This window comes from Aquimonas voraii, assembly GCF_900101825.1.
Classification (GTDB): domain Bacteria; phylum Pseudomonadota; class Gammaproteobacteria; order Xanthomonadales; family Xanthomonadaceae; genus Aquimonas; species Aquimonas voraii.
In genome coordinates this window covers 1-17,832 of record NZ_FNAG01000026.1, presented here as the reverse complement: position 1 = coordinate 17,832, position 17,832 = coordinate 1, and the positions used below count along the sequence as shown (strand labels likewise).

Genomic DNA, 17,832 nt, shown 5'->3' with positions numbered 1-17,832 from the left:
CGCCCGCAGGGTTGGCCGCAGGGATGCGGCCAAGGTTTTCGACAGGCCAGGGATGGCCTGTCCGAAAACCCCGACCGACTCACGCGAACCCTTCGCGCACGGATGCGCGAAGGGCGCGGACGAGGGGTGGCCTTTCTTTTGGTTCCTTTTCTTTGGCCACGCAAAGTGAGGAACTCGGGCAGCCCGCAGGGCTGACCGAAAGCGCTTGCTCTTCGCTTCAAACGACAGAGCGACACGACAACGCCGAGGCGAGGTTGAAGCTCATGGTGGGCCAGGGCCCACCCTATGGCGATTGCAGGGCGCGGCCAGCCGAAGGGCCGACCGAAAGCGCTTGCTCTTCGCTTCCAAACACGAAGCGATGAAGCATGACCGAGGCAGGAGTCGAGTCCATGGTGGGCCAGGGCCCACCCCATGACGATCGCAGGGCGCGGAAGGCCGCGGGATCCCGTCACGGCAGCCTCGCCAGGAAGCCTTCGACCGCAGCATTAAAGGCATCATTGTCGTCGCCGGCGACCATGTGGCCGGCCTCGCGCACGTCGACGAACTCGGCGGCGGGGATCAGGCGCAGGAAGTCCTGCACGCCGGCCTCGGTGACCATCTCGCTGCGCGCACCGCGCACCAGCAGGGTCGGCACGCGAACGCGCCGGCAAGCCGCTTCGAAGCGGGGGATCGCAGGCTCGGGGTCAGGCACCCTCTCGCCGAGCAGGAGCTTGGGATCCCAATGCCAGCGCAGGCGGCCATCGGCGCCCTCGCGCAGATTCTTGCGCAGCCCGGCGGTGCTCTCAGGACGTGGGCGGTGCGGCAGGTAGGCGGCGACGGCATCCGCGGCTTCATCGAGGCTGGCGAAGCCATCGGCATGGGCCAGCATGAAGCGCACGATCTGCATGACGCCCTCGCGCTCCAGTCGCGGCACCACGTCGACCAGCACCAGGGCGCGCAGCTCGACGGGCGGGTTTTCACCGGCGACCAGCAGCGAGGTCAGCCCACCCAGCGAGGCGCCCACCAGGGCCGGCGGCTCGTCCAGCGTCGCCAGCACGGCGCGCAGGTCGGCGGCAAAGGCATCGAAGCTGTAGTCGGCCTCGGGCGACCAGGCGCTGTCGCCATGGCCGCGCAGGTCGAGGCTGATGACGCGGCGGCCGGCGCGGGCGAGATCGGCAGCGGCATGCCGCCAGGCGTGGCGGGTCTGGCCGCCGCCGTGCAACAGCACGATCGGCTGGCCCTCCTGCGGTCCGCCAACGCTGGCGGCAAGGCGCAGTCCGGCAGCGCCGGCAAAGGTTTGGCTGTGCATTCGGGGGCATGTTCCAGCAGCAATACGCCGCAGTATGGACCAGCCTGCGTGCGCGGCGGAAGGGTGGAAAGACAGTGCTCTGGCCGCCGCAGGCGACGAGGCGCCGCCCAGGGTGCACTTCGTGGCGCCGACACGGGCTTGCCCGCGCCCGCGCCGCCGCGAACTTGCAGGCAGAGACCCGCCGGATAAACGCTCAGAAACCCAACCAGGCGCTCGCCGCGGTCTTGGCCAGCAGTTCGCGGTGCGGGCGCAGCAGCTCGGCATTGGCCGCCATCTCGCTGCCAGCCAACGCCGGCGGGGTGGCGTCCTGCGCCGCAAGCCCCAGCGCTGCGAACGCTTGCGCGCGGATCCAGCGGTACTCCTCCAGCGACAGGCCCTGCGCGTTCAGGGCCTCGACCTGCGCACGCTTGGCTTCGACGATCAGGGCCGCGATGTCGGCATAGGCGACGAACATGTCCTGCACACCGGGCTCGCGGCCATCGCGCTGCTGTTCGGACTTGAGCTCTGCGTACTTCGCCTCGAGCTCCTGCCAGCGATCGCCGAGTCGCGCCGACAGGGCCTGCTGAACGGCGACCAGAGCGGCCACGCGGGCACTGTCCAGACGGCCATCGGCCGGCGCACGGAAGGGCTCGCGGTTGCTCACCTGCTGCTCAAGCTGCGCCACCTGCTGCCATTGCTGGGCGCTGTCGACAAGGGCGCTGGCGCCCTGCCACAGCGGGCGCAGCACGATCCAGTACAAGGCTCCACCGCCAGCCACCAGCAGCACCAGGGCCACGGCAAGACATCCCCCCAACAGCTTTCCGTTCTTCATGGCGCGTTCCTCTCGTGGTGCGGACGGGCGTGCTACGAAGCGGAGCGGCAGATCGCGACAGGCTCAGGGCGTGGCTTCGAAACCATTGGCGAACACGCCGGTGGCAAAGAAGGCGGGGCCGCCAACGAACAGGATGGCGCTGTCGCTCGGGCGATAGCTGCCGAAGGCGTTGGCCTCCAGACTCAGCCGCCAGGTGCGCGCATCGATTCGCTGGGCGCGCGTTGAGAGGTCGTGCCAGCCCATGGTCGCGTCGTTGCCCGGCTCGGAGGGGCCGTACATGCGCCAGCTCCAGTCGGAACCGCTGAAATCGAGCCCGGGCGCGTGGAAGCGGATATCCACCACCGCCGCGCTGCACTCGCGCAGCTCGAAGCGCACCAGGTCCTGCGGGTAGGCGTGGAAGCGGCCCAGGCCTTCGCCGCCCGGCAGCCAGTCGCGGCCATTGCGTGCGGCGACCACACCCTGCACGTCATTCAATCGCTGGCAGCCGGCGCCGGTGCCACTCACCACAGTGGCAGTGAACGAGCCTGCCACCAGCGCCTGCTTGTCTTCGCCTGCGCGCCCAGCCAGCAAGGCGATCGCCGAGCCCACCTGGGACTGCTGGGCATCGGCCTGGCCGTCACCGTTGCCGTCACCGCCATTCGGAGCATTGCCTTCGACCTGGTCCGGCGCGCCGTCGCCATCCGCATCGGGCACCTGCTCGATCTGCCAGACCGCGGCATTGGTGCCGGCATACAGCAGGGTCGGATTGAAGGGATCGATGTGCAGGGCGAGCACCGAATCGGCCGGCAGGCCGATGCTCAGCGAACGCCAGCTGGCACCGCCGTCCTCGCTCTTGAAGACCGAGCCGGGGTTGGCCAGCGAGCCCGCGCCTGCGGCGTAGAGCACATCCGGATTGCCGGCATCGACAATCAGCGCGCGGATGTCGACATCGGTACTGAGGCCCGTCGAGCTGCTGCTCCAGCTCAGGCCGCCGTTGGTGGTCTTGTAGACGAAGCCCTGGCGCGGATTGACGTCATCGCGAAGGTTGACCGCCGTCGCCCACAGGATGTCCGGATTGCTCGGGTGGATCGCCAGCGCCAGCACATCGAAAGCGGCGACGCTGCTACCCGGGTAGGTCGGCAGGCCCGCGCTCGAATGCGTCCAGGTCGCGCCGCCGTCGACCGTCTTGAACACGCCGCTGGCAATCGTCGGCGGCGTCACCGACAAGTCGTCGCTGGTGTTGAGGAAGGTGCCGACGTAGCCAATCTGCGGGTTCTGGGGGTTCAGCACCAGGGGCACCGGAACCGCGATGCTGCTCAGGTTCTGGAACTGATTGGGCGGCGTGCCCTGCACCGGCCCGTACTGCAGGGGCAGGCCGGCCTCGGCATTCGCCCACAGCCCGCCGGCATTGCTCGACTTGATGACGCGATGACTGAGCTGCTGCCGGCGCACGCCATCGACGCCCACCACCGAGACCATGAAACCGTTGCTGGTGGCATACAGGGTCTGCAGGGGACCGCTGGTGCAGGCGCCACTCACGGGCGGACTGGCGCAGGAGCGCGGGTCCAGGGTGATCTGGCGGACGGTGCCAAGGAAGCTCGTGGCCGGAGTGCCCGACGTGGGCAGGCCGGCTTCGATGCTGGCCCAGCTGTTGCCGCCGTCGGTGCTCTTGTAGAGACCGGCATTGCGCAGGCTTGGGGTTTGCGCCGAGCGCCCGCCGGCATAGATCACGGTCGAGGCCAGCGCACCGGCAGTGTTGCCGACCGTGGTCGGATCCATCGCCAGGCTGCGCACCTGCAGACCGCGCAGACCCGAACTGCGACCCGACCAGCTCGCACCGCTGTTGACGCTCCAGTGCAGCGGCAGGGCGGCGCTGAAGGCATCACCGTAGCCGGCGTAGATCCGCCGATTGCCGGTGCCGGAGAAGGCCGGGTTCGGCAGCACGGCGAGTGCGCGCACATTGACCCCGGCCAAGCCCTGCTGGGCGGTGCTGAAGCTCAAGCCGTCGTTGTCGGAGACGTAGAGCCCGCCGTCGATAGCAGCCACGAACAGACGCGGCACGGTCGGGTACTGCGGATGCAGCACGATCTCCGCTACCGCCGCGGTCGAGGCATAGCCGGGGTTGGGTGACAGTCCCGCGGTGATGTCGACCGCCGAGACCCCGCCATCGGTGCTGCGCCGGAGGTTGCCGCTGCCGTCCTGCAGCGTTTGGCCCAGCCAGACGGTGTCGGCGACGGTGGGATGGGCACGCACGCGCTCTGCTGCCAGCGCGGTGGCCACCCAGCTCGCGCCGCCGTCATCGCTGCGCCAGAGCTGGCCATTGGCCGCGGCATACAGGCGGCTGCCGGGGCCGCGGCTGAAGTCGACGCCGAAGTTGGCGGGATCGACTGGCAGGGTCAGCAGGGGCGCAAAGCTCGCGCCGCCATCGACGCTGCGGTGCAGGGCCACCCGGGCGGCGGGATCGCCAATGCCGCTTTGGTAAGCCACCGCGACCACCAGCTCCAGCGGACGCGCCGGATCGGTGAACAGTCGCGCCTCCGACAAAGGCTGCGCGGCAAGGGCCAGCGGCAGGGGCGCGAAGCTTGATCCATTGTCCGCGCTGCGCAGAAGGAGGCCATCGCGCTGCATGAGGTAGAGCTGCCCACTGGCGCCGGGCACATCCGCGATCGCTTCGACCGCGGTGCTGCCGGACCAGCCGGTGGGGGTCCAGTTGTCGCCACCGTCACTGCTGCGGAACAGCCGCCCGCCGTAGTTGACCGCCCACAGCCGGTCCGGCGCATCGCGGTCCAGGGTGAGCTTGACGTCGGTGAGGCTGCCGGCACCGAAACCGTTTTCGATACGCTGCCAGGTGCTGGCACCGTCGACGCTGCGATAGATGCCGCCGCGCGTGGACGCGTAGAGCAGCGCCGGACTGCTCGGATGGATCTCAAGGTCGTAGATCGAGCCCCCGTCCGGGCCGCTGCCGGTCCAAACGCCGGGCCCCGCGGCGCAGGGCGCGGCCAGGCTGATCGCCAGCAGGCTGAAGAGTCGGCGCAGGGAAGACGCGTGCATGGCGAGGCTCCGGATGGGCAGGAAAGGGCGAACGCGCGCGGCGCGCATCCGTCCTTCGCAAGTACGAAATCCGGTGTCGAAAAACGACACGCAGGGGGCAGAAGCCGCAGACAGCCGATGGGCGGCCCGGCAAGCTCCGCCCTGGCGCACTACACTTCCGCGCTGGGCGCTGCCGCCCGACCACTATCCAGAACCCGCGCCGCCCGGCGCGCCGGAGTCTCGCCATGGCATGGAAACCCTGGGCCCTGTACGGGCTTTCGCTGGTCTGCTTCGCCGTCGTGCTGAAGAGCCAGACCGTCGCAGTCGCCTTCCCCCTGCTCGCGATCGCGCTGGTGGCGATGGTCTGGGGCACCCTGCTGCTGGTGCAGGCGCGCATCGAGAGCAACTCGCAAAGCGGCGGCGCGATCATCGATCCGGTCGAAGTGGCGCGCCTGCGCGCCGAAGCCGAAGCCCGCCGCCGTGCCCAGGAAGCGGCTGCCGCCCAGGACTCGCCCTCGGCCTGAGGCAACACAGGCCAGGCCCCGCCTGGCCTTGATCCGTTGCAGCGCCCTGCACGGCGCGCGGCCACGCTGAGAGCACGTGAAAAGACCATCCGCCTACTGCGGCCGCCTCTGGCCGCCCGTGGCGGCCAGAGACGCCCTCGCTACGGCGTCTGGGTTTTTTCACACCCTCTGAGTTGTCCAGCGCGGCCCTGAGCCACCAACTTCGCTGCGCAGGCGCTTCGCTCAGCCGGCGCTGTCCTCGCGGCAAGCAACTGCCAGCAGGGGATCGCCGGCCGCCAGATCGATCCAGTGCGCGCCCTGCAAGGCGCCGGAATCATCGAACTGCACGCCATCCAGCAGATCGGCCCGCTTGGCTTCGACGCAGTCGAACATCACACCGATCTTGCGGGTCGGCTCCCAGCGCCCCATCAGCAGCACCCCAGCCAGGACCTTGCCCGGCTGCGCCGGATTGCGCTTCAGCTCGGCGCGATCGATCGCGATCAGCCGGTTGACCTGCGGCACCACATAGGTCCACGGCCGGTACCAGGCCCGCACCTCGTTGGTCGAGACCACCTCTGCCGTCACCGGCAGCGTGGAGCGCGCCCGTTCCAGCCAGCTGTACTCCGACCATACCGAATACGACAGCATGCCCAGCCCCGCCGCCGCAGGCACCAGCCAGGTCGGCAAGCGGCCGCGCAGCAGCCAGCGCAGGGTGAGGGCCAGGCCGGCCAGGCAGAAGCCCGAGGCGATGACGGCGATCAGTTCAAACAGCATGCAAGGGTCCTGGACAAGGGCGGCGGAAGCGCATCAATAGGGCGCGCCCGCAGCATCTGCAAGCGCATGCATCGAGACAGCGAAGCCGAAAATGCAGCGGCCCGCCCCCGCGAGGGGACGGGCCGCTGCATTACACCGGTCTTCGGGCCGGCTCAGTGGTGCGTGGCCGCACCGGCACCGCGGGGAATGCGGATGCTTTCCACCAGCTCCTGGATGTGGGCAGGCGCCGGCTGGGTCATCTTCATCACCACGAAGGCCGCGATGAAGTTGAGCAGGGCACCGACCGCGCCGAAAGACAGCGGCGAGATGCCGAACAGCCAGTTGGCCGGCACGTTCTCGAGCATGTTGGTGCCCGGGATGAAGAACCAGCCGAGGTAGGTGAAGATGTACAGCACGGTCGAGCCCAGGCCCACCAGCATGCCCGTGATGGCACCGGCCGAGTTCATCGTCTTCGAGAAGATGCCCATCATGATCGCCGGGAACAGCGAGGACGCCGCCAGGCCGAAGGCCAGGGCCACCACCTGAGCAGCGAAGCCGGGCGGATTCATGCCGAGCCAGGTGGCAACCACGATCGCCACGGCCATCGACCCACGCGCCCAGAGCAACTCACCCTTCTCCGTGATGTCGGGCTTGAAGGTCGACTTGACCAGGTCGTGGCTGATCGCCGACGAGATCGCCAGCAGCAGACCTGCCGCCGTCGAAAGCGCCGCCGCCAAGCCGCCGGCTGCGATCAGGCCCAGCACCCAGCCCGGCAGCTGCGCGATTTCGGGGTTGGCGAGCACGAGGATGTCCTGGTTGAAGGTCACCATCTCGTTGCCCTTCCAGCCGCGAGCCTCGGCTTCTTCCTTGAAGGTGGCGCTGGCCTCGTTGTAGTACTGGATGCGGCCGTCGCCGTTCTTGTCCTCGAACTTGAGCAGGCCGGTCTTCTCCCAGTTGCGCATCCAGTCCGGGCGCTCGTCGAAGGCAACAGCCGGGGCCGAAGTGCCCTGCGGGTAGATGGTGTCGATGATGTTCAAGCGAGCCATCGAGCCCACCGCCGGTGCGACGGTGTAGAGCAGGGCGATGAAGACCAGGGCCCAGCCGGCCGACTTGCGGGCGTCCGACACCTTGGGCACGGTGAAGAAACGGATGATCACGTGCGGCAGGCCGGCGGTGCCGACCATCAGCGACAGGGTGAAAAGCACCATGTTGAGGGTCGAGCCGTGGTGGCCGGTGTAGTCGTTGAAGCCCAGCTCCTTCAGCACGGTGTCCAGCTTGGCCAGGATCGGCGTGCCGCTGGCGGAGTGCTCGGAGAACAGGCCCAGCTGCGGGATCGGATTGCCGGTGAGCTGCAGCGAGATGAACACGGCCGGGATGGTGTAGGCGATGATCAGGACGACGTACTGGGCGACCTGGGTGTAGGTGATGCCCTTCATGCCGCCGAGCACCGCATACACGAAGACCACGGCCGACGCGATCAGCAGGCCCGTGGCGGTATCGACTTCCAGGAAGCGAGAGAAGGCGACGCCGGCACCCGTCATCTGACCGATGACGTAGGTGATCGACATGATCAGCAAGCTGGCCACCGCCACCAGACGCGCCCTGCGGCTGTAGAAGCGGTCACCGATGAAGTCCGGCACCGTGAAGCGGCCGAACTTTCTCAGGTAGGGCGCCAGCAGCAGGGCCAAGAGCACGTAGCCGCCCGTCCAGCCCATGAGGTAGGTCGAGTTGCCATAGCCGACGAAGGCGATCAGGCCTGCCATCGAGATGAAGCTGGCAGCGGACATCCAGTCGGCGGCAGTGGCCATGCCGTTCACGACGGGGCTGACGCCGCCACCGGCGGTGTAGAACTCTGAGGTGGAGCCGGCGCGGGCCCAGATCGCGATCGCGATGTAGAGCGCGAACGAGCCGCCGACGAAGAGCAGATTGATGGTGAACTGGTCCATGGGTCGTACTCCTTACTGCTCGTCCACGCCGTAGTCGCGGTCGAGTCGGTTCATGTACCAGGTGTAGAAGAAGATCAGCGCGATGAAGCTCAGGATCGAGCCCTGCTGCGCGAACCAGAAGCCGAGATCGGTGCCGCCGAACTTGATGCCCGAAATCAACGGGCGCAGCACGATGCCGAAGCCGAAGGACACGAGGGCCCAAAGGCCCATGCAGATCGTGATGATCCGCACATTGGCCTTCCAGTACTCGGCGGGTGACTTGTTGCCTGACATGGGTGTCTCCCTGGATTCCGTTGTTGCCCGCCGCGCAGTCTGCGCGGCGGGCTCCCTGAGGTCTTAGAACGAGTAGCGGGCCATGAAGTCGACGCGATTCATGGTGCCGCTGGTGCCGCGCTCGAGCTCACGCTTGGCGGTGGAGAGTTCGATGCCGACATCGAGCTTCGGCGCCGGGGTCCAGAACAGGTTGACACGGGCACTGCTGGCCTCGGCATTCGCATTCAGACCGGTGAGCGCGCGGTCGTTGTCGGCCGAGGCGTAGCCGAGCACGAAGTTGGAGCGCCAGCTGCCGCTCCACACCTGACGCCAGGCGGCATAGGCGGCGATGACGTCGAGGCTGTCGATATCGCCACTGGCTTCGAGCACGCCATCCTCGAAGAAGTTGAGGCCGACGTAGCGCCCGATGCCCGAACCGGCGGTCGCCATCAGGCGGAGGTCGTTGTTGCCGAACATGATCTTGCTGGACACGCTGACGCCGAAGCCGGTGTCAGTGGTCGAGCGGACGCCGTTGTCGCTGCGCAGCTGCCGCAGCAGGCCGGCGACCGAGACGAAGCCCCAGGTGCCACGGTTGGCGTAACGGGCGGTGAAGTCCGGCACGGTGTTGTCGTCGGTGACGATGCGCGCGCCGCCACCGAAGGGCGTCAGAGTCGATTCCGGGTTCTCGATCGACACCGACCATGCCCCGCTGGTGTAGCGGATCTGCGGCTGGCGCACGAAAACCATGCCCTCGGTCGGGCCGACGAAGTCGGTGGTCTCGGGCAGGGCGCCCAGCTCCATGAAGTTCGACCACTCCTGGCCGAACAGCCAGTTGTCATAGGTCAGGAAGGCGCGACGCAGCACCGGGTTGTAGGTGTTGGTGTTGCGCTCGTCGCCGCCCACCGGCACAGCGAAATCCAGCTCGAAACGCGAGCCGAGCTTGCTGCCGTTCTCGAGCACGGTGTCGGTGGTGAACCAGAAGCGCGACTGCTTGGCATGCGAATCGAACACCGCCGACTCGCCCACGCCGCCGACCGGGATGGCACCCGGCAGGTAGAAGTCGCGACCCACGCTGCCCGCTGCCGGGTTGCCGTCGCTGTAGTCGGTCCAGGCGCTGTTGGCCTTGATGAAGCCACCGAAGCCGAAACGGGTGCCGGGGTTGGCACCCGGAACCACGCTTGTGGCCTGCACCGGCTGCGTGCCGGCCGGCAGCGCCGGTGCGGCCGGGGCTGCCGCGGGTGCGGCCGCCTGCTGCTTGACCAGCTCCCCGACCATGCGCTCGAGCTCGGCGATGCGGGCTTCGAGCTGCGCTTCGCGTTCGGTTTGGGCGAACGCGGGTCCCACCACCAGCAGGCTGGCGATTGCCAGGGCCAGCGGCCCCTTTTTGAACGTTTTCTGCGTGAACATAGGGCACTCCCTCCCAAGGATGCGAGCCGAGCATGGGTGCGCCGCAGTGCAGCATTCCATTCCACGATGGTCTAAACGCCAGCTGAGCGGCTGCGACCGAGGTGGCGGGGCTTCGACCATGGTCGACGCGCGCGCCGCAGCCCCCTGAAGCGGGACTAGACTCGGGCGCAAACAATCGGGGGCGCGACGCATCCGACGTCGCCCAAGACGCCCCCGCACGATGGCTCAGCCCAGGGAGGAAGCCCATGTCCAGTGAAGCCAGCAGCGGCCCCATCTACGCCGCCTCCGCCGAGTTCGCCGCCAAAGCCCGCTACCGCCGCGAGGACTACGAACGCCTCTACCGCGAGTCGGTCGAGGACAACGTCGGCTTCTGGGGCCGCATGGCCGAGCGTCTCGACTGGTTCAAGAAGCCGACAAAGATCAAGGACGTCAGCTACAAGGCCGAGGACCTGCACATCCGCTGGTTCGAGGACGGCGAGCTCAACGTCAGCGTCAACTGCCTGGACCGCCACCTCGCCACGCGCGGCGACAAGACCGCGATCCTGTGGGAGGGCGACAGCCCCGAGGAATCGGCCCACGTCAGCTACCGCGACCTGCATGCGCGGGTCTGCAAGCTCGCCAACGCGCTGCGCAACCTGGGCGTGAAGCGCGGCGATCGCGTCACCCTCTACCTGCCGATGATTCCGGAAGCGGCCGTCGCCATGCTGGCCTGCGCGCGCATCGGCGCGGTGCACTCCATCGTGTTTGGCGGCTTCTCGCCGGATGCCCTGGCCGGGCGCATCGCCGACTGCGGCAGCAAGATCGTCATCACCTCGGACGAGAGCATGCGCGGCGGCAAGCACGTGCCGCTCAAGGCCAATGTCGATGCGGCGCTCAAGAACCCCGAGACGAACTGCGTCGAGACCGTGATCGTGGTCCGCCGCACCGGCGGTGCCATCGACATGCAGAGCCCGCGCGACCGCTGGTACGACGTGCTGGTCGAGGGCCAGCCCGCCACCTGCGAGCCCGAGCGCATGAATGCGGAAGACCCGCTGTTCATCCTCTACACCTCGGGCAGCACCGGCAAACCGAAGGGCGTGCTGCACACCACCGGCGGCTACCTGCTGTACGCCAGCCTGACCCATGAAGCGATCTTCGACGTGCGCGAGGACGACGTGTTCTGGTGCACCGCCGACGTCGGCTGGGTGACCGGCCACAGCTATGTCGTCTACGGTCCGCTGGCCAATGGCGCCACCAGCCTGATGTTCGAGGGCGTGCCCAACTACCCGAGCGTCAGCCGCTTCTGGGACGTCTGCGACAAGCACAAGGTCACCCTGTTCTACACCGCACCGACCGCCATCCGCGCGCTGATGCGCGAGGGCGAGGAGCCGGTCAAGCGCAGCTCGCGCGCCAGCCTGCGCCTGCTCGGTTCGGTCGGTGAACCGATCAACCCGGAGGCCTGGGAGTGGTACTACCGCGTGGTCGGCGACAGCCGCTGCCCGATCGTCGACACCTGGTGGCAGACCGAGACCGGCGGCATCCTGATCACCCCGCTGCCCGGGGCGATCCCGCAGAAGCCCGGCTCGGCCACCCTGCCCTTCTTCGGCGTGCGCCCGGCGATCGTTGACGGCGAAGGCAAGGTGCTGGAGGGCGCCACCGAGGGCAACCTGGTGCTGCTCGATTCCTGGCCCGGCCAGATGCGCACGGTCTACGGCGACCACCAGCGCTTCATCGACACCTACTTCAAGACCTTCCCCGGCACCTACTTCACCGGCGACGGCGCGCGCCGCGATGCCGACGGCTACTACTGGATCACCGGCCGCGTCGACGACGTCATCAATGTCTCCGGCCACCGCATGGGCACGGCCGAGGTGGAGAGCGCGCTGGTCGCGCATCCCAAGGTCGCGGAGGCCGCGGTGGTGGGCTGCCCGCACGACATCAAGGGCCAGGGCATCTACGCCTACGTCACCTTGAACGCCGGCGAGCAGCCCAGCGAGGAGCTGCGCAAGGAGCTGGCCCAGTGGGTGCGCAAGGAGATCGGCCCGATCGCCACACCGGACTTCATCCAGTGGGCGCCGGGCCTGCCGAAGACCCGCTCGGGCAAGATCATGCGCCGCATCCTGCGCAAGATCGCCGAGAACCAGCCGGACCAATTGGGCGACACCTCGACCCTGGCCGACCCCAGCGTGGTCGAGAACCTGGTGCGCGAGCGCTTCCTCAAGTAATCGAAGACCCTGGCCGCTCCCGCGCGGAGCGGCCAGGGCGTCGCGCCTCGGGCGCACACCGAAGTTGTCGCGGGCCGGGCGGCACGCCCGACCCCACGCAGGAGGACACCGCCATGGCCAAACCCGGCTGTGAGGGCGGCAGCATGGACGAATCCGATCGCCTCGGGCAGGCTTGGGCCGGCGCCGACCCGGCGCACGCTGCCAGCGAAGACATGCGCGACATCCTGATTGCCGACGACCATCCGCTGTTCCGCGACGCCCTGCGCCGTACGGTCGCGCAGATCCTTCCCGATGCCCGCCTGCTCGAAGCCGATTCGGTCGACAGCCTGAGCGAGCTGGCCGCGCGCCACCCGCGTGCCGAGCTGCTGCTGCTCGATCTCAACATGCCCGGCGCGCACGGCTTCTCGGCCCTGGTGCATCTGCGCGCGGCGTTTCCGACCCTGCCGATTCTGATTGTTTCAGCGCGCGAAGATCCCGCGCTCATGCGCCGCGCGCTCGGCCACGGTGCCTCGGGCTTCATTCCGAAGTCGGCGGATGTCGAACAGATCGGCCGCGCCATCCACGCCGTGCTCGACGGTGACACCTGGCTGCCGCCCGGCATCGGCGGCTCGGCCGTCTCGCTCGACCCCGAAGAAGAAGCCCTGGCCGCACGCATCGCCGAACTGACGCCGCAGCAGTACCGCGTGCTGACGATGGTGTGCAACGGCCTGCTCAACAAGCAGATCGCCTACGAATTGAACGTCAGCGAGGCCACCATCAAGGCCCATATGACCGCGATCCTGCGCAAGCTTGGCGCGCACTCGCGCACCCAGGCCGTGCTGCTGGCCGGCAAGCTCACCGTCGACGGTCGCGCCACCGCGGTGCCGGCGGACGACGACGAGTAAGCGCATCCGGCGGCGCCCCCTCAGACGTCATAGGGCGGGCCTTGGCCCACCAGAAGCCCCCCGGCCGCAGCCTCGCAAGTCATCGGGCGGGCCCTGGCCCACCGTCAGCTTCGCCGCACCGCACTTCGCCCCACCGCGCGACGGCACATCCGCCGCCTCGATCGGAACCCCACGATGAGCCGTGCCACCCCCGCCACCCGCATGCTCGATGCCGCGAAGATCGCGTATCGCCGGCACACCTACGACTACGACCCCGAGGCCGCCAACATCGGCCTGCAGGCCGCCGCGGCGCTGGGCATCGACCCCGCGCGCATGCTGAAGACGCTGATGGTCGAGCTCGACGGCAAACCCGCCTGCGCGATCCTGCCGGTCGACCACGAGCTCAGCCTGAAGAAACTTGCCGCAGCCCTGGGCGGCAAGCACGCCGCGATGCTGCCGGTGCCCACCGCCGAGCGCATCACCGGCTATCACGTCGGCGGCATCAGCCCCTTCGGCCAGAAGAAGCGCGTACCCGTGGTGCTGGAGCACTCCGCGCTGGACCACGCCACGGTCTACTGCAACGGCGGCCAGCGCGGCCTGCAGCTCGAGCTCGAGCCGCGCGTGTTCGCGCAGGTGCTGGGCGCGAAGGTGGCGGAGATCGTGGCGGCCTAAACACATCGCTCACGCGCCCCTCGACGAAACCCGCCAGCCATAACGGCGGACGGCACTTGATCGGCGCCATGGCGCCGACCAGCATCGGGGCTTTCCACCCGCTGGAGCGCCCGTGATGCTTCGACACCTGACCTGCCTTGGCCTGCTGGCCGCCGCCCTGCCCGCGCTCGCGGACACGGCGACCAAGCAGCCTTTCACCATCGAGCGCAGCTGGGAGATCCAGCGCCTCGGCACGCCGACCATCTCGCCCGACGGCAGCCGCATCGTCGCGCCGGTGACGCGCTTCGTGATGGCCGAGGACCGCGGCTACACCGACCTGTGGCTCTGGAACGCCGACGGCAGCGGCGAACGCCGCTTCACCACCCACACCAGCGGCGAGAACGCGCCGGTGTTCAGCCCCGATGGCAGGCACATCGCCTTTGTCGCCCAGCGCGAAGACGACAAGGCCCCGCAGCTCTACGTGATGCCGATCGACGGCGGTGAGGCCACGCGCCTGACCACGCTGGCCACCGGCGTGCAGAGCCCGAAGTGGATCGGCGACGGATCGAAGCTGGCCTTCGTCTCGCGCGTGTTCACCGACCTGCCGCTGGCCGAGCAGGGCAAGCGCCTGGACGAGCGCGCCAACAGCAAGATGACCGCGCGCGTGTTCGAGGGCTCGGTCACCGCCTGGGACCAGTACCTCGACGAACGCGAGTTCCACGTCTTCGCCGTGCCTGCCGCCGGCGGTGAAGTGCAGGCGCTCACGCAGCCGACCGGCCTGAGCCTGCCGCGCGCGTCAGTAATGGGCACCGACGGCCTGTTCGCGCTGTCGCCGGATGGCGCCGAGCTGGCCTTCGTGGCCGATTCCGACCCCGCGCCGAACCGCAGCAACCTCGACGTGTTCACCGTGGCCTTGGGCAGCGAGGCCGCCACCAACCACACCGCCGACAACCCGGCCAACGACGGCAGCCCGGCCTACAGCCCCGACGGCCGTTATCTCAGTTACAGCCAGCAGCGCATCAAAGGCTTCTACGCCGACCGCATGCGCCTGATGCTGCGCGAGCGCCGCAGCGGTGACACCCGCGAGCTGTACCCGGACTTCGACCGCAGCATCAGCGGCGCGCTGTGGGCCGACAACAGCAAGCGCCTCTACGCCTCGATCGACGACGCCGGCACCGAGCGCGTCTACGAGCTGCCGCTGAACGGCGCACCGCGCGCGCTGACGGGCGTGGAATCTGTCGGCGCGCTGGCCCTGTCCACGTCGGGCCGTTTGATCGGCCTGCGCCAGACCTTTATCGAACCGCCAACCCTGGTCTCGATAGACCCGCGCCGCGGCGGCACCACCAAGCTCTCGACAATCAACGACGCCCTGCTGGCCGCCACCGACTTCGGCACCTACGAGTCGATCACCTACACCGGCGCCAACGGTGCCGAGATCCAGATGTGGGTGAACTACCCGCCGGGCTTCGACAAGACGAAGAAATACCCCTTCTTCATGCTGATCCACGGCGGCCCGCACAACGCCATCACCAACGGCATGGCCTTCCGCTGGAACGCCCAGGTGTTCAGCAGCTGGGGCTATGTCACCGCCTGGCCGAACTTCCACGGCAGCTCGGGCTTCGGCCAGGAATTCGCCGACTCGATCAACCCCAACTGGGCCGACAAGCCCTACGAGGACGTGATCAAGGCCGCCCAGTGGTTCGCCCAGCAGCCGTGGATCGACGCAGAGCGCATGGTCGCCGGCGGCGGCAGCTACGGCGGCTACCTGACCAGCCTGATCCTGGGCCGCGAACACCCCTTCCGCGCCCTGGTGGCACACGCCGCGGTCTACAACCTCTACACCCAGTACGCCGCCGACTTCGCCGTTGAGATGCCGCGCTTCGGCGGCTTCTGGGAAGAGGCCAACCGCGAGATGATCGAGAAGACCTCACCGCACTACCACGCCGCCAACTTCAAGACGCCGACGCTCGTGGTGCACGGCCAGACCGATCTGCGCGTGCCGGTGAACCACGGCCAGGAGCTGTATCAGACGCTGCTGATGAAAGGCGTGCCGACGCGCTACGTGTACTACCCCAACGAGAACCACTGGATCTTGAAGCCGCAGAACTCGGTGTTCTGGTACCAGCAGGTGAAGCGCTGGTTTGAAGAGCATGGGGGCTTGGGGGAGTAGGGCTGGATTGGCCCCGCCGGCTGGCTTTGGTCGGTCGGCGGGGTTTCTGATTTCATCGGAAGTCTCGAACCGCGGACGGACGCCGTGCGGGACGTCTGCGCTCAGACGCGACCCGCGATTGAGTCCAGCGATGGGGTGGGCTAACGTCCCACAAGCGCTTCGGACGCGGCGCGAACGCGATGACGTGTTTGAACGGCAGATTATCGCGCGGGCAGAACGCAGAGCGCTGAAATTGTTGGTGTTTTTTGGGTTCGGGCGGCTTGGCGCCCGAGTTATACGACCAGATTAGGCGTCAATTTGACGTCTACATTGAGTTAGGCACCTCGATGACCCCTGAGAGCTTCGTCGCCGGATTGGTCGAGATCGTCCATGAAGCGAGCGTGTCAGACACATTGGAAATGCTTCACGCTGGACCGAGCGGCCGTCGTCCGCCGCGTCGACTCGCTGAGCTGAGTGAGTGGTACCAAGGTCTACCCTCGGCAGATCAGACGCGCGTTCGGGAAGTTCTTGAATTGGCTGTTCATTCAACACTGTTTGGCACTTTGTGCGTGCTTGATGGATCGCGCATGCTCGATCCGTCTACTAAATTTGAAGTATTTGCAGTGCATGACGGATCCCGTCAGCAACTAAACGCGCCGGAGTTGGAGTGCCTTCACGATGAGTACCAAAATCAGGTCTACGAGCGTGTCTTCGGCGCCGGTGCCTAACCCCTCCATCGAGCGGACATGCCCCGGCAAGCCGGGTCATGCCGCTCATGTCGAACGTTAGGTTTCATTGGCAATGGCACTTGTGCGCCTCACGTTTGGGCAACCGAAGCACGGGTGGGTAGAGGTTCATCTGTCGATCGGCGGCAAATCGATCGAGTTCGTTGCGTCCGACGTTCCCAACAACCCTCTGCAGCAACTTGTTGATGCGCTGGCGCTCAGTGCAAAAGGGTTGGAGGCAACGGTCTGGTGGCATCTTGAGCCAGACGGGTACTACTTCAAGTTTTCCCCGCTGCAGTCCCAAGTTCAGTTTCAGTGCTCCTTCGCTTCTGCGTCCAGAGAGAGTTCACAGTCAGAGGTCGCGCTAGTCGTGGCAAGCAAGGAAGAGGTTCTGCTGCCGGTTTGGCGAGCGCTTCGCTACTTCCAGTCCTTTTGCCCCGATGAACACGATTGGCCGTCTGTCAACTTCGAAGGCCTTGAGAACATCCGAGACGTGCTGCGGTGAGAATGAAACCTAACCATTCCATCGAGCGGATGTCCGACCGGCTGCGCCGGTCGGCCACCGCTCATGTCAAACGTTAGGTGGCACTCCTCGTGGACACGATTGCGGAAAGACATCTCGAGCTCCGGACACCAAAGGGCAGCATGGCCGTCGTCGCTGCGCTCGGCCGGCCTACTGAGGTTGGAGCAGAGGAGTGGACCTGCGCTTGCGTCACGGTTTTTGGCGGAGAAGCCCGCACTCATCAGATCCACGGGGGCGATAGCATGCAGGCTCTCCAGCTGGCAATGGTTACCCTAGATGTGGAGCTGTCCCATGGGGCCAAGATGCGTGGCGGAACACTCTTTCAGTTCGATGAGCCGTTCACTTCTGTTCTGGAAGATAGTGGCATGCAGCCCAGGAGCACCAGCGCTAGTCCCGGCGCAGGTGCCATCTAACTATGCGTTCAAGCGGGCCGCGGGGAGAGAGTTCGATGTTTCCTGATATATCATCGGCCCGCGGCCGCTTCACGCGGCGTTAGGTGCCATATGAGCTATCCAGCGCGAATTGACCCGATACTTGGTGAGCTTGGCGCAATCTGGCGCTCTAACCCCGATCTTCGTCTTGGGCAGCTTCTGGTCATTGCCTCCCAACCCAAAGAACCCTGCCCCGAATTGTTCTACGTCGAGGATCACGTTTTGCTCGAAGGCCTTCGTCACTACAAAGCTCTGTTACACCGCGGGGCATCTGGCGCCTAACTATGTGCTCAACCGGACCTGCGGGGAGAGGCCAC

The 17,832-nt window shown here is 67.2% G+C and carries 15 protein-coding genes; 8 read left to right on the top strand and 7 right to left on the bottom strand.

The features are described 5' to 3' along the window. Nucleotides 1–448: 448 nt before the first annotated feature. The 3 genes from BLP83_RS17865 to BLP83_RS17855 all read right to left on the bottom strand — a co-directional run bounded on the left by BLP83_RS17865 (nucleotide 449) and on the right by BLP83_RS17855 (nucleotide 5,129). On the bottom strand, nucleotides 449–1,288 hold the full coding sequence (locus tag BLP83_RS17865) for an alpha/beta fold hydrolase (RefSeq protein ID WP_091246195.1): 840 nt from the start codon (nucleotides 1,286–1,288) through the stop codon (nucleotides 449–451). 193 nt (nucleotides 1,289–1,481) lie between these two features. Beyond that, nucleotides 1,482–2,099, bottom strand: coding sequence for a hypothetical protein (locus tag BLP83_RS17860; protein WP_143006780.1), 618 nt, complete (start codon nucleotides 2,097–2,099; stop codon nucleotides 1,482–1,484). 63 nt (nucleotides 2,100–2,162) lie between these two features. Beyond that, nucleotides 2,163–5,129, bottom strand: coding sequence for a WD40/YVTN/BNR-like repeat-containing protein (locus BLP83_RS17855; RefSeq protein ID WP_143006779.1), 2,967 nt, complete (start codon nucleotides 5,127–5,129; stop codon nucleotides 2,163–2,165). Between the two features lie 224 nt (nucleotides 5,130–5,353). Here BLP83_RS17855 and BLP83_RS17850 point away from each other — a divergent pair, with 224 nt between their 5' ends. Then, the gene (locus BLP83_RS17850) at nucleotides 5,354–5,632 is read left to right on the top strand and encodes a hypothetical protein (RefSeq protein ID WP_091246187.1); all 279 of its coding nucleotides are present in this window, start codon (nucleotides 5,354–5,356) and stop codon (nucleotides 5,630–5,632) included. Nucleotides 5,633–5,854: 222 nt separating this feature from the next. On the opposite strand, the gene BLP83_RS17845 is transcribed toward BLP83_RS17850, so the two are convergent. The 4 genes from BLP83_RS17845 to BLP83_RS17830 all read right to left on the bottom strand — a co-directional run bounded on the left by BLP83_RS17845 (nucleotide 5,855) and on the right by BLP83_RS17830 (nucleotide 9,969). Further along, nucleotides 5,855–6,385 carry a hypothetical protein gene (locus BLP83_RS17845; protein WP_091246184.1) on the bottom strand — a complete coding sequence of 177 codons (531 nt, stop codon included), beginning with the start codon at nucleotides 6,383–6,385 and terminating at the stop codon, nucleotides 5,855–5,857. 152 nt (nucleotides 6,386–6,537) lie between these two features. Continuing rightward, on the bottom strand, nucleotides 6,538–8,310 hold the full coding sequence (locus BLP83_RS17840) for a sodium:solute symporter family protein (RefSeq protein WP_091246181.1): 1,773 nt from the start codon (nucleotides 8,308–8,310) through the stop codon (nucleotides 6,538–6,540). A gap of 12 nt (nucleotides 8,311–8,322) precedes the next feature. Next, nucleotides 8,323–8,583, bottom strand: coding sequence for a DUF4212 domain-containing protein (locus tag BLP83_RS17835; protein WP_091246178.1), 261 nt, complete (start codon nucleotides 8,581–8,583; stop codon nucleotides 8,323–8,325). A gap of 63 nt (nucleotides 8,584–8,646) precedes the next feature. Further along, nucleotides 8,647–9,969 (bottom strand): DcaP family trimeric outer membrane transporter, encoded by a 1,323-nt coding sequence (locus tag BLP83_RS17830; RefSeq protein WP_091246176.1) that lies wholly within the window; start codon nucleotides 9,967–9,969, stop codon nucleotides 8,647–8,649. Between the two features lie 245 nt (nucleotides 9,970–10,214). Between BLP83_RS17830 and acs the strand changes: the two genes are divergently transcribed. The 7 genes from acs to BLP83_RS19450 all read left to right on the top strand — a co-directional run bounded on the left by acs (nucleotide 10,215) and on the right by BLP83_RS19450 (nucleotide 17,497). Continuing rightward, entirely contained in the window at nucleotides 10,215–12,173 is a 1,959-nt protein-coding gene (gene acs / locus BLP83_RS17825; protein WP_091246174.1) for an acetate--CoA ligase, read from the top strand. A gap of 212 nt (nucleotides 12,174–12,385) precedes the next feature. Next, nucleotides 12,386–13,057 (top strand): response regulator transcription factor, encoded by a 672-nt coding sequence (locus BLP83_RS17820; RefSeq protein ID WP_091246197.1) that lies wholly within the window; start codon nucleotides 12,386–12,388, stop codon nucleotides 13,055–13,057. 174 nt (nucleotides 13,058–13,231) lie between these two features. Beyond that, nucleotides 13,232–13,708, top strand: a complete 477-nt coding sequence (gene ybaK, locus BLP83_RS17815; protein ID WP_091246172.1) for a Cys-tRNA(Pro) deacylase — start codon at nucleotides 13,232–13,234, stop codon at nucleotides 13,706–13,708. A 115-nt stretch (nucleotides 13,709–13,823) separates the two neighbouring features. Further along, the gene (locus tag BLP83_RS17810) at nucleotides 13,824–15,857 is read left to right on the top strand and encodes a S9 family peptidase (RefSeq protein WP_091246170.1); all 2,034 of its coding nucleotides are present in this window, start codon (nucleotides 13,824–13,826) and stop codon (nucleotides 15,855–15,857) included. Between the two features lie 326 nt (nucleotides 15,858–16,183). Beyond that, nucleotides 16,184–16,564 (top strand): hypothetical protein, encoded by a 381-nt coding sequence (locus BLP83_RS18500; protein WP_143006778.1) that lies wholly within the window; start codon nucleotides 16,184–16,186, stop codon nucleotides 16,562–16,564. 73 nt (nucleotides 16,565–16,637) lie between these two features. Further along, a complete protein-coding gene (locus tag BLP83_RS17805; RefSeq protein ID WP_091246166.1) occupies nucleotides 16,638–17,066 on the top strand; it encodes a hypothetical protein in 429 nt (142 codons plus the stop codon). A 77-nt stretch (nucleotides 17,067–17,143) separates the two neighbouring features. Further along, nucleotides 17,144–17,497: a DUF6968 family protein gene (locus BLP83_RS19450; protein WP_091246163.1), complete on the top strand. Its 354-nt coding sequence runs from the start codon at nucleotides 17,144–17,146 to the stop codon at nucleotides 17,495–17,497. Nucleotides 17,498–17,832 lie beyond the last annotated feature (335 nt).

Coding starts and splice junctions, on each gene's coding strand:
- BLP83_RS17850 (WP_091246187.1), top strand. CDS start 5,354: ATGGCATGGAAACCCTGGGCCCTGTACGGGCTTTCGCTGGTCTGCTTC.
- BLP83_RS17865 (WP_091246195.1), bottom strand. CDS start 1,288: ATGCACAGCCAAACCTTTGCCGGCGCTGCCGGACTGCGCCTTGCCGCC.
- BLP83_RS17840 (WP_091246181.1), bottom strand. CDS start 8,310: ATGGACCAGTTCACCATCAATCTGCTCTTCGTCGGCGGCTCGTTCGCG.
- BLP83_RS17810 (WP_091246170.1), top strand. CDS start 13,824: ATGCTTCGACACCTGACCTGCCTTGGCCTGCTGGCCGCCGCCCTGCCC.
- BLP83_RS17820 (WP_091246197.1), top strand. CDS start 12,386: ATGCGCGACATCCTGATTGCCGACGACCATCCGCTGTTCCGCGACGCC.
- BLP83_RS17855 (WP_143006779.1), bottom strand. CDS start 5,129: ATGCACGCGTCTTCCCTGCGCCGACTCTTCAGCCTGCTGGCGATCAGC.
- BLP83_RS17805 (WP_091246166.1), top strand. CDS start 16,638: ATGGCACTTGTGCGCCTCACGTTTGGGCAACCGAAGCACGGGTGGGTA.
- BLP83_RS17830 (WP_091246176.1), bottom strand. CDS start 9,969: ATGTTCACGCAGAAAACGTTCAAAAAGGGGCCGCTGGCCCTGGCAATC.
- acs (WP_091246174.1), top strand. CDS start 10,215: ATGTCCAGTGAAGCCAGCAGCGGCCCCATCTACGCCGCCTCCGCCGAG.
- BLP83_RS17835 (WP_091246178.1), bottom strand. CDS start 8,583: ATGTCAGGCAACAAGTCACCCGCCGAGTACTGGAAGGCCAATGTGCGG.
- BLP83_RS17845 (WP_091246184.1), bottom strand. CDS start 6,385: ATGCTGTTTGAACTGATCGCCGTCATCGCCTCGGGCTTCTGCCTGGCC.
- BLP83_RS17860 (WP_143006780.1), bottom strand. CDS start 2,099: ATGAAGAACGGAAAGCTGTTGGGGGGATGTCTTGCCGTGGCCCTGGTG.
- ybaK (WP_091246172.1), top strand. CDS start 13,232: ATGAGCCGTGCCACCCCCGCCACCCGCATGCTCGATGCCGCGAAGATC.
- BLP83_RS18500 (WP_143006778.1), top strand. CDS start 16,184: ATGACCCCTGAGAGCTTCGTCGCCGGATTGGTCGAGATCGTCCATGAA.